Source organism: Myxococcota bacterium (assembly GCA_041389495.1).
Lineage (GTDB): Bacteria > Myxococcota_A > UBA9160 > UBA9160 > UBA4427 > JAWKRT01.
On record JAWKRT010000003.1, the window covers coordinates 305,008 to 316,265 of the forward strand.

Annotated in this window: 8 protein-coding genes; 7 read left to right on the forward strand and 1 reads right to left on the reverse strand. The window is 73.5% G+C overall.

Annotated elements, in window-relative coordinates; genetic code table 11:
* Positions 1 to 86: 86 nt before the first annotated feature.
* The gene (locus R3E88_17645; protein MEZ4218307.1) at positions 87 to 734 is read left to right on the forward strand and encodes an IMP cyclohydrolase; all 648 of its coding nucleotides are present in this window, start codon (positions 87 to 89) and stop codon (positions 732 to 734) included.
* Positions 735 to 1,163: 429 nt separating this feature from the next.
* Entirely contained in the window at positions 1,164 to 2,846 is a 1,683-nt protein-coding gene (gene leuA, locus R3E88_17650; GenBank protein ID MEZ4218308.1) for a 2-isopropylmalate synthase, read from the forward strand.
* A 66-nt stretch (positions 2,847 to 2,912) separates the two neighbouring features.
* Here leuA and R3E88_17655 read toward each other — a convergent pair whose 3' ends face one another.
* Positions 2,913 to 4,466, reverse strand: a complete 1,554-nt coding sequence (locus tag R3E88_17655) for an acetolactate synthase large subunit (GenBank protein ID MEZ4218309.1) — start codon at positions 4,464 to 4,466, stop codon at positions 2,913 to 2,915.
* A gap of 333 nt (positions 4,467 to 4,799) precedes the next feature.
* Between R3E88_17655 and R3E88_17660 the strand changes: the two genes are divergently transcribed.
* The 5 genes from R3E88_17660 (at position 4,800) to thrC (ending at position 11,256) form a co-directional block, all read left to right on the forward strand.
* Positions 4,800 to 5,420 (forward strand): PEP-CTERM sorting domain-containing protein, encoded by a 621-nt coding sequence (locus R3E88_17660; GenBank protein MEZ4218310.1) that lies wholly within the window; start codon positions 4,800 to 4,802, stop codon positions 5,418 to 5,420.
* 110 nt (positions 5,421 to 5,530) lie between these two features.
* Positions 5,531 to 6,979, forward strand: a complete 1,449-nt coding sequence (locus tag R3E88_17665) for an APC family permease (protein MEZ4218311.1) — start codon at positions 5,531 to 5,533, stop codon at positions 6,977 to 6,979.
* Between the two features lie 292 nt (positions 6,980 to 7,271).
* Positions 7,272 to 8,483: an aminotransferase class I/II-fold pyridoxal phosphate-dependent enzyme gene (locus R3E88_17670; GenBank protein MEZ4218312.1), complete on the forward strand. Its 1,212-nt coding sequence runs from the start codon at positions 7,272 to 7,274 to the stop codon at positions 8,481 to 8,483.
* A gap of 54 nt (positions 8,484 to 8,537) precedes the next feature.
* Positions 8,538 to 9,899, forward strand: a complete 1,362-nt coding sequence (locus tag R3E88_17675) for a homoserine dehydrogenase (protein ID MEZ4218313.1) — start codon at positions 8,538 to 8,540, stop codon at positions 9,897 to 9,899.
* A gap of 1 nt (position 9,900) precedes the next feature.
* Entirely contained in the window at positions 9,901 to 11,256 is a 1,356-nt protein-coding gene (gene thrC, locus R3E88_17680; GenBank protein MEZ4218314.1) for a threonine synthase, read from the forward strand.
* Positions 11,257 to 11,258: the final 2 nt, after the last annotated feature.

Sequence of the window (11,258 nt, forward strand, 5' to 3'; positions counted from 1 at the left end):
GCGCGCGCCCGGCGCGCGAAACCCCGGAGCGCAGATCGCGCACGCCGCCGCGGCCCGCCGGGCCGCGCGCACGAGGAGCCCGCCGCATGTACGCAGGACGCATCGTCGCCGTGGGGCGCACGCCGGGGGGCGCGAACGCCGTTCTCTACCGCGTGTCGTCGCGCTCGTTCCCGAACCGCAAGGCCGTCGACCTCGGCGGGCGGCTCGCGATCGTCCCGCGCGAGGGGCACGAGGGCGACGTCCAGAAGAACCCGTACATCGCCTACGCGTGCCTGCGCATCGCGGAGGCGCACGGCGAGCGCTTCGCGATCGCGACGAACGGCAGCCACACCGACCCGATCGCCGAGAAGGTCGCGATGGGCGTGCCGCCGCGCGACGCGCTCGCCGCGTGCCTGCTCGCGATGGACTACGAGAAGGACGACTTCGACACGCCGCGCATCGCGGCCGCCGTGCCGCAGCGCGGCGACGCGGGCTGGCTGGCCATCGTGCGGCGCGACGCGCTCGTGGTGAAGGAGGTCGCGCTGCGCGACGGCCACTCGAGCTGGATCTCGACCTACGAGGGCGACGACGTGCGCGAGGCACAGGCGATCGCGCTCGACGCCGCCGACGCGGCGGCCGCCGCGCGCTTCGTCGCCGGCGGGGGTGGCTATGCCGGGCTCGTGAACCCGGTGACGAGCGCGGCCGCCGTGGCGACGGCGAGCGGCTTCGAGCTCGCGACGCACGTCGTCGGCTGAGGTGCGGGCGCCGGGCGCTCCAGGCGTGCCGCGGACGGCCGATGAGGGCGTCCGGTGCGTCGAGCTTGACGCCTTCGTCCCCTTCACCTACCTAGAGCGGCCATGCGCTTCGGATTCGAGCAACGGCTCCTCGCCCTCGGTCACCTCGACCTGCTCCTTAGCAGGGCGGGAGAGGCCTAGGCGCGACTCCGTAGCCACGGAACGAAGCAGCGCAAAGCCCTCTCCCGCCGAACCGGCCGGAGGGGGCTTCGCGTTTCCGGGGTCGCCCGGAACGAGGCCCCGGTCGAACCGGCGGCGCGCGCGGACGGCGCGCATCGCCCGAGCGACCGAGCCCCGCATCCCCCACCGGCGCCGACGAGTCCGAGAGAGCCTCGCGCGCCCTCAGGCGCAACGGAGAGAAGCGGCCCCCGAGCCGGTGGAGACCTCGCCATGTCCATGCCCTTCCAGAAGTACCGACCGTTCCCGCCCGTGCACCTGCCCGATCGCACCTGGCCCGAGCGCACGATCACGCACGCGCCGATCTGGTGCAGCGTCGACCTGCGCGACGGCAACCAGGCGCTCATCGAGCCGATGGGGAGCGAACGCAAGCGGCGCCTGTGGTCGACGCTCGTCGCGATGGGCTTCCCGGAGATCGAGATCGGCTTCCCGGCGGCGTCGCAGACCGACTACGACTTCGCGCGCGAGATCATCGAGCGCGACGAGATCCCGCCGCAGCTCACCGTGCAGGTGCTGACGCAGGCCCGCACCGACCTGATCGACAAGACGTTCGAGGCGCTGCGCGGCGCGCCGCGCGCGATCGTGCACCTCTACAACTCGACGTCCGAGCTGCAGCGGCGCGTCGTCTTCGGGCAGGATCGCCGGGGCATCGTCGACATCGCGGTGCGCGGCGCGGTGCGCGTGCGCGAGCAGGCGCTCAGGGCGCCCGACACCGACTGGGTCTTCCAGTACTCGCCCGAGAGCTTCACCGGCACGGAGCTCGACTTCGCCGTCGAGATCTGCGAGGCGGTGATGGACGTGTTCGAGCCGACGCCCGAGCACCGGCTCATCGTGAACCTGCCGGCGACGGTCGAGATGTCGACGCCCAACGTGTATGCCGACCAGATCGAGTGGTTCGCGCGCCACGTGAAGCAGCGCGAGTCGCTGATCCTGTCCGTGCACCCGCACAACGACCGCGGCTGTGCGGTGGCGGGCGCCGAGCTCGCGCTGCTGGCGGGCGCGGAGCGTGTCGAGGGAACGCTCTTCGGCAACGGCGAGCGCACGGGGAACGTCGACGTCGTCACGCTGGCGGTCAACATGCTCACGCAGGGCGTCGACCCGAAGCTCGACTGCTCCGACATCAACGCGCTGCGCATGACGGCCGAGCACTGCAACCGGCTGCCCGTGCACCCGCGCCACCCGTGGGTCGGCGACCTGGTCTTCACCGCGTTCTCGGGCTCGCACCAGGACGCCATCAAGAAGGGTCTCGCCGCGCGCGCCGCGAACCCGGACGCGGTCTGGGAGGTGCCCTACCTGCCGATCGACCCGGCCGACCTCGGGCGCACGTACGAGGCCGTGATCCGCATCAACAGCCAGTCGGGCAAGGGCGGCATCGCCTACGTCCTCGAGCAGGATCACGGCCTGCGCCTCCCGCGCCGCCTCCAGATCGAGTTCGCGCGCGTCATCCAGGCGCTGACGGACCAGACGGAAGAGGAGGCCACGAGCAAGCAGGTCTACGCCGTGTTCGAGCGCGAGTACCTGCTGCGCAACGAGCCGCTCGAGCTCGTCGACCACGAGGTCCACGCCTCCGAGAAGGGCTCGCTCGCGCCGCGCACGCTCACGGCCACCGTCGTCTGGAAGGGCGAGACGCGCGAGCTGCGCGGCTTCGGGAACGGCCCGATCGACGCCTTCGTCGACGCGCTGCGCCGCGACTGCGGCGTCGACCTGCGCGTCGCCGACTACAGCGAGCACGCGGTGGGCAAGGGCGCCGACGCCGCGGCCGTGGCCTACGTCGAGGTCGAGACCGGCAGCGGCGATCTCCTCTTCGGAGTCGGCTCCGACCCGAGCATCGCGGCCGCGTCGCTGAAGGCCGTCGCGAGCGCCGTGAACCGCGCCGCCGCGCGCGAGGCGCGTTAGGCGCCGCGCGCCGCGCGGCCCGATCCGGCCGCGCGGCGCGCCTGCGTGCGATGCGGCGGCGCTCGCCTAGAGCACGGCCTCGAGCAGGTGCGGGCCGCGCGCGGCGAACGCGGCGGCGAGCCCGTCGCGCAGCGCGTCGGGCGTCTCGACGCGGCGGACGTGCGCGGCCGGCAGGCCGAAGCCGCGCGCGAGCGCGGCCCAGTCGAGCGGTGGCGCGTCGAGGTTCGTGAGCGCGCGCGCCTTCGGCCCGGGCTCGGCGACGCCCGCGCGCGCGAGCTCGATCTGCAGGATGCGGTACGCGCGGTTCGAGCAGAGGACGACGACCACGTCGAGCGACTCGCGCGCGGCCGTCCAGAGCGCCTGCAGCGTGTAGGCGGCGCTTCCGTCCGCCTGGATGGCCACGACGGGGCGGTCGGGGCAGGCGAGCGCGGCGCCGACCGCGCACGGCAGGCCCTGGCCGATGGCGCCGCCCGTGAGCGAGAGCATCGAGTGCGGCGCCGCGCCCTGCGACGCGAGTCCGAAGCCGAGGCTGCTCGTCGCGCCCTCGTCGACGACGATCGCGTTCTCGGGCAGCGCGCGTGCGAGCGCGACGCCGAGAGAGCCGGGCGTGAGCGGCGCCGTCCCCGGCGCAGCGTGCGGCGGGAGCGATGCGTCGGCGAACGCGCCGCGCGCCGGGGCGTCGAGCGCGTCGGCGAGCGCCTCGAGCGCGGCGCGCGCGTCCTCGGCCGGGCCGAACGCGACGTGCGTGCGTGCATCGTCGGTGAGGCGCCCGGGCATTCCCGCGTAGCCGAAGAACGCGACGGGCGCGGTCGCACCCGCGAGCACGACGGCGTCGTGCTCCGCGAGCAATCCGGCGGCCTGCTCGGGGAAGTACGGGAGGCGCTCCACGGGCGGCCGTCCTCGGCCGCGCTCGTGATGCGCCGGGAACACCTCGGAGACGAGCCGCGCGCCGCAGGCGGTGGCGATGCGCGCGGCCTGCGCGAGCGCGTCGGCGCGCAGCGCGCGCCCGCCGAGCAGGACGAGTGGGCGCGCGGCCTCGCGCAGCGCGCGCGCCGCGCGCTCGACGGCGTCGCGCGCGGGCGCGGGCGATGCGGGGAGCGACACGGGCGCGGGCGCGCAGCCCTCGGCGGCCTGGAGGTCGGCGGGGAGCACGAGCGTCGCGACGCCGCGCTCGCCCTCGAGTGCGGCGCGCATCGCGTCGGCCGTGTCGCGCGCGAGCGACGCGGCGTCGCGCGACGTGCGCACGAAGCGCGAGACGGGGCGCGCGAGCGACTCGATGTCGGAGGCGAGCGGCGGGTCGTTCGCGATGTGCCACGTCGCGTGGTCGCCGACGAGGTTCACGACGGGCGAGTAGGCGCGCCGCGCGTTGTGCAGGTTGGCGATGCCGTTGCCGAGGCCGGGGCCGAGGTGGAGCAGCGCGAGGGCGGGCTCGCCTCGCATGCGCGCCCATCCGTCGGCCGCGCCCGTGCACACGCCCTCGAAGAGCCCGAGCACCGCGCGCACCTCGGGGAGCGCGTCGAGCGCCGCGACGAGCGGCATCTCGGTCGTGCCGGGGTTCGCGAAGCAGATGCGGCTGCCGCCGCGAAGGGCCGTCTCGAGGACGGCGCGCGCTCCGTTCATGGCGGGACGACTCCGGGGATGGGCGGAAACGAGCGGGAGCGGCCGAGGGTCGCGGCCCGTGCTCGGCGTGTCCAGCGGCGGCGCGCCCGGGAGGCACGCGCCGGCGCCAAGTCCGCGCGGCGGCGCGGGTTCCCGCCGGGGCAGGGCGGACGGGATGGGCCACCGGCGGCGCAACTCGCCGACGTCGCACCGGTTTCGCCATTGCACCGCGTCCATGAATGTTCTATGAAGCGTGCCGGCCGGGGCCTGCGGGCACCGGTCGACCCGGCGGAATCGGCACCGCCGGCCGCGCCTCGGTCCGGGTGGCCGAGCGGCGCACGAGAGGTGGAGCAGTTGGAGCGGAAGCAGATGCGGATCCAGTGGCAGCGGCACGGCGCGGAGCGGCGACAGGGGACGAAGCTCGCGCGCGCGCTCGCGGTGGCCTTCGCGGCGCTCGTCGCGGCGGGCGCGGCGCAGGCGATCACGGTCGGCGCGTACTCGCTCGACGTCGAGATCACGCGCGGCGGGAAGTTCGGGCTGAACGACGGCGACCTGCTGCTCGACGCGGGTCAGGTCTACGTCGACACGGGCGCGATCACGGGCGTCGGCACCGAGTACGCGGACGTCGTCGACTTCCACATGACGCTCGGCACCGAGACCTGGGGCTGGTACCCGGCTCCGATCGTGCCCGGCGTGAACGGCTACGGCACGTATCCGACCGTGAACCGCGCGACCTACACGGACGGCGTGCTCACGCGCATCGAGCTGGCGTCGGCGAGCCAGAACGGTCACCTGCTCGAGCTCGGTGGCACGAACACGGTCGGCGCGCTCGGCGACCTCTCGCTGTTCGGCGACAACTACTTCGTCGGCGAGGTGCGCGGGCGCTACACGGCGAACCCGATTCCCGAGCCGAGCGCCGCGCTCGCCTTCGCGATCGGCGGCGCAGTCGCGGCCGTGCGGATCCGGCGGCGCTGACGCGGTCGCTCTTCGTTCCTTCCTCCCTGCCGTCGCGCGGGATGCCCGACCTCGGGTGACTCCGTAGACTCCCGCCGCTCGCGCCTGCCGCGCGAGCGGCGGGAGCACGCGTGAGCGCAGACGGCGACCCGGCCTCGTCCCCCTCCGCCTCCTCGTCGGGCTTCCACCCGCGCGACCGCCTGAAGCGCGAGCTCACGCTGTGGGACGCGGTGATGCTCGTCGTCGCCTCGGTCGTCGGGTCGGGGATCTTCTTCACACCGGGCCGCGTGGCGGAGCTGCTGCCGCACCCGGGCTGGATCCTCGCCGCGTGGCTCGCGGGCGGCGCGATCTCGCTCGCGGGCGCGCTCGCGAACGCCGAGCTGTCGGCCATGTTCCCGCGCGCCGGCGGCGACTACGTGTACGTGCGCGAGGGCATCCACCCGGCGGCGGGCTTCCTCGTCGGCTGGCTCTCGTTCGCGATCATCTTCACGGGCACGATCGCCGCCGTGGCCGCCGCCTTCGCCGAGGGGGTCGCGGGCCCGCTCGGCTGGGGCGAGGGCGCGACCGTCGCGCTCGCGATCGCCGTCACCGTGCTGTGCTCGTGGCTCAACTACGTCGGCGTGCGCTGGGGAGCGCGCGCCAACAACGGGACGTCGGTGGTGAAGATCGCGGCGCTGGGCGCGTTCGTCGTCGCCGGCCCGCTCTTCGGCGCGGGCGACTGGTCGAACGTGTTCGCCCCGGCGCTCGGCGCCTCCGGCGCCTCCGGCGCCTCGGGCGGCGGCGCCGGAGGCGCGCGCGCCGCCGCGTTCGCGCTCGCGATGTCGCCCGTGCTCTTCAGCTACCTCGGGTGGAACGCGTCGGTGTTCGTCGCGAGCGAGATCCGCGATCCGCGCCGCAACGTGCCGCGCTCGCTCTTCCTCGGGCTCGCGATCTGCACGAGCGTCTACCTGGCCGTGAACGTCGTCTACCTCTACGCGATTCCCGTCGCCGCCCTCCGCGGCGTCGGCGACGCCGGGAGCGCGGCGGCCGTCGCGCTCTTCGGGCCGGTCGCCTCCCGTCTCGTGTCGGCCTTCGTGCTCGTCTCCATCTTCGGGACGCTCAGCGCGACGGTGCTCGTCGGGCCGCGCATCGCCTACGCGATGGCGCTCGACGGCCTCTTCTTCGGGCGGCTCGAAGGCGTCACCGAGGGCTACCAGACGCCCGGCTCGGCGATCGCCCTCCAGGCGGCGATCGCGTCGGGCCTCCTGCTCGTGCTGCGCAGCTTCCCGAGTGCGCTCGACTTCACGACCTTCGCCATCATGCTCGCGGCCATCGCCGACGTCGCGGCGCTCTTCCGGCTGCGACGGCGCGAGCCCGCGCGCGAGCGGCCGTACCGAGCCTGGGGATACCCGTGGATCCCGGCGCTCTACGCGCTCGCGTCCGCCGCCATCGCCGCCTCGCTGGCGATCGCGAAGCCGCTCGAGGCGCTCGTCTGCGGGGCGATGCTCGTCGTCGGGCTCCTCCTCTACCGGGCGGCAGCCCGCGCGCAGCGGGCGCGCGGCGCCGGAGCGCCCCTGGAGAGGGGCACCGCGCTCGACTAGATTGCTCCGTTCACACCTCTCGAAGCGGGCGTCCACGGGGAGCCGACGGCGGATGCGTCAGCGACGGCACGACGGAGCAGGGGCCGAATCGCGCACGCGCGTCGCCGCAGCGGCTCGCGCGCGCGTCGCGCTCGCCGTTCGCGTGGCGCGCGCGAGGGGGGCGACGGGCATCGCGACCTAGCCCGCCCGCGCAGTGCGCGCGCGGCGGGCGCAACGGGACGCGAGCGGCCGCGCACGCGGCCGGGCTCGCGCGGATTCGCGACGCAATGCCCGACGACGGAGTCACCACACCATGCCCGGCCCCTTCCGCCACGACTTCAACCGCCTGAACCGCCTCCCTCCCTACGTGCTCGCCGAGGTCACCGACCTCATGCGCGCGGCACGCCGCGCCGGCGAGGACGTGATCGACCTCGGCATGGGCAACCCCGACATGCCGACGCCGCCGCACGTCGTCGAGAAGATCTGCGAAGCCGCGCGCGACCCGCGCAACCACCGCTACTCGTCCTCGCCCGGCATCCCGAACCTGCGCGCCGCGATCTGCGAGTGGTACGCGCGGCGCCACGGCGTCGAGCTCGACCCGGGCTCCGAGGCGATCGCGGTGATCGGCGCGAAGGAGGGGCTCTCGCACTTCGTGCTCGTCACGATCGGGCCCGGTGACGTCGTGCTGTGCCCCGACCCCGCCTATCCCATCCACCAGTACGCGACGGTGATCGCGGGCGGCGACCTGCGCCACGTGCCCCTCACGCCCGAGTGCGACTTCATCGCGAACCTCGAACAGGCGGTGGCGCGGACCTGGCCGAAGCCGAAGATGCTGATCCTGTCGTTTCCCGCGAATCCGACCACGCACGTCGTCGACCGCGCGTTCTTCGAGCGGGTGGTCGAGTTCGCGCGCGCGAACGACCTGATGATCCTGCACGACTTCGCGTACGCCGAGATCTGCTACGACGGCTACGTGCCGCCGAGCATCCTCGAGGTGCCCGGGGCCAAGGACGTCGCGATCGAGTTCACGTCGCTCTCGAAGAGCCACTCGATGGCCGGCTGGCGCGTCGGCTTCGCGGCCGGCAACCGCGACATGATCCACGCGCTCCGCCGCATCAAGAGCTACCTCGACTACGGCATGCCGCAGGCCATCCAGATCGGCGCCATCTCGGCGCTGCGCGGCCCGCAGGACTGCGTCGCCGAGAACGTCGCCGAGTACAAGGAGCGCCGCGACGCGCTGTGCGAAGGGCTCTCGCAGCCCGGCCCCGGCCAGTGGAAGATCGACAAGCCCGTCGCCACCATGTTCGTCTGGGCGCGCATTCCCGAGCCGCTGCAGTCGATGGGCTCGCTCGAGTTCAGCAAGCGGCTGCTGCGCGACGCGAAGGTCGCGGTGTCGCCGGGAATCGGCTTCGGCGCGACGGGCGAGGGCTACGTGCGCTTCTCGCTGGTCGAGAACAAGCATCGCATCCGCCAGGCCGTGCGCGGGATCCGCCGCTTCCTGCGCGAGAACGATCCCGCCGCCTAGCGAGCGGGCCGGGCGCGCGGCCGGGAGCCGGCGGACGAAGGGAGAGCGACGGTCATGGCGGGCGGAACGAAGGCGGGGCGCGGCGCGGCGGCGCGCGCGGTGGGCGTCGGGCTGATCGGCTTCGGCACGATCGGCAAGGGCGTCGCGAAGGTGCTCGCCCGCAACGCCGCCGTGATCGAGCAGCGCCTCGGCTTCCCGCTGCGCCTCGTCCGCATCGCCGACCTCGACACGGAGACCGACCGCGGCGTCGACCTCACCGGCATCCGCTTCGACGCGGACGCCGACGGGCTCCTCGCCGACCCGTCCGTCGACATCGCGATCGAGCTGATCGGCGGCTACGGCGCCGCGCGCCGCATCACGCTCGCCGCGATCGCCGCCGGCAAGCACGTCGTCACGGCGAACAAGGCGCTGCTCGCGCTGCACGGCGCCGAGATCTTCGAGGCCGCGAAGGCGAAGGGCGTCGACGTCGCGTTCGAGGCCAGCGTCGGCGGCGGCATCCCCATCCTGCGGTCGCTGCGCGAGGGGCTCGCGGCGAACGTGATCGAGAGCGTGCACGGCATCCTCAACGGCACGACCAACTACGTGCTGACCGAGATGGAGCGCACCGGCGAGGCCTTCGAGGTCGTGCTCGAGCGCGCGCAGGAGCTCGGCTACGCCGAGGCCGACCCGACGTTCGACGTCGACGGCATCGACGCCGCGCACAAGCTGTCGCTGCTCACCGCCATGGCCTACGGCGCGCGGCTCACGTTCGAGGAGATCCCGACGGAGGGCATCCGCGGGCTCGTGCCGCTCGACTTCGAGATGGCCGAGGAGTTCGGCTACCGCATCAAGCTGCTCGGCATCGCCAAGCGCGTGGTCGGCGCGGACGGCGGCGAGCGCATCGACGCGCGCGTGCACCCGACGATGGTGCCGCGGTCGAGCCTGCTCGCGAGCGTCGACGGCGCGATGAACGCGGTGGCCGTGTGCGGCAACGCCGTCGGGCCGACGCTCTTCTACGGTGCCGGCGCGGGCGAGCTTCCGACCGCGAGCGCGGTCGTCGCCGACCTGATGGAGATCGCGCGCGAGATCCGGCGCAGCGGAGGAGGGCGCGTGGCGCCGCTCTCCTACGAGCCCGACCAGCTCGTGGCGAAGCCGATGCTCCCGCCGGGCGAGCTCGAGGGGCGCTGCTACCTGCGCTTCGCGGCGGTCGACGAGCCGGGCGTGCTGGCGCGCATCACGGGCGCGCTCGGCGCGCGCCGCGTCGGGATCGAGAGCGCCTACCAGGGGAGGCGCGCCGCGTCGGCGAGCGCGGCGTCGGTCATCGTGCTCACGCACCCCGCGCGCGAGGCCGCGGTGCGCGAGGCGCTCGCCGAGATCGACGCGCTCTCGGACGTGATCGAGCCGACCCGGCTCATCCGCATCGAGGAGGAGCTCTGACATGGGCGACGCCAGCAAGCCGCACTACCGCGCCTGGTTCGAGAGCCTCGACGACCCGACCGAGCGCCATGCGCTCGACGAGATCGTCTACACCGACCGCAACGGCGGTCTGCTCCAGGTCGCGCACGACATGGGCGAGCTGCGCAAGACGTCGGGCGCCGAGTGGAAGGCGCTCTTCGAGGCGCGCGCGCACAAGACGGAGTGGCCCTACGGCTCCGGCGTCTGGGGCAAGAAGGAGTGGGTGCTCCCCGAGGTCGACAACGAGAACGTCGTCTCCATGTACGAAGGGCACTCGAACCTGTTCTGGGCCGAGCGCTACGGCCGGCAGCTCGGGATCGAGGACCTGTGGATCAAGCTCTGCGGCAACTCGCACACGGGGTCCTTCAAGGACCTCGGGATGACCGTGCTCGTCTCGATGGTCAAGGAGATGATCGCGCGCGGGAAGTCGATTCCGGCCGTCGCGTGTGCGTCGACCGGTGACACGTCGGCCGCGCTCGCGGCCTACGGCGCGGCGGCCGGCGTGCCCACGATCGTCTTCCTCCCGCGCGGCAAGATCTCGATGGCGCAGCTGATCCAGCCCGTCGCGAACGGCGCGATCGTGTTCGCGCTCGACACGGACTTCGACGGCTGCATGGAGATCGTGAAGCAGGTCTCGCAGCGCGACGGCGTCTACCTCGCCAACTCGATGAACAGCCTGCGCATCGAGGGGCAGAAGACGGTCGGCATCGAGATCGTGCAGCAGTTCGACTGGGAGGTGCCGGACTGGATCGTGATCCCGGGCGGGAACCTCGGCAACGTCTCGGCGCTCGCGCGCGGCATCGACATGATGGTCGACCTCGGGCTCGTGCAGCGCCGCCCTCGCATCTGCGTGGCGCAGGCGCAGGCCGCGAACCCGCTCTACCTCTCGTACCGCACGGGCTTCGAGGTGTTCGAGCCGATCGCGGCGCGCAAGACGCTGGCGTCGGCGATCCAGATCGGGAACCCCGTCTCGTACAAGAAGGCGATCGACGCGTTGCGCCGCTACGACGGCGTCGTCGAGCAGGCGAGCGAGGCGGAGATCGCGGAGGCCTGCGCGAGCGCCGACCGCACGGGGCTGTTCAACTGCCCGCACACGGGCGTGGCGCTCGCCGCCCTGCGCAAGCTGCTCGAGGCGGGAACGATCCGGCGCGGCGACCGCGTGGTCGTCGTCTCGACGGCGCACGGCCTCAAGTTCACCGACTTCAAGGTCGCCTATCACAAGATGGAGCTCGACGGCATCGTCTCCGAGCACCCGAACCCGCCGATCGAGCTCGAGGCCCGCTACGAGGTCGTCCGCGACCGCATGCTGCGCGAGATCGACGCGCGCTTCGGACGCTAGGC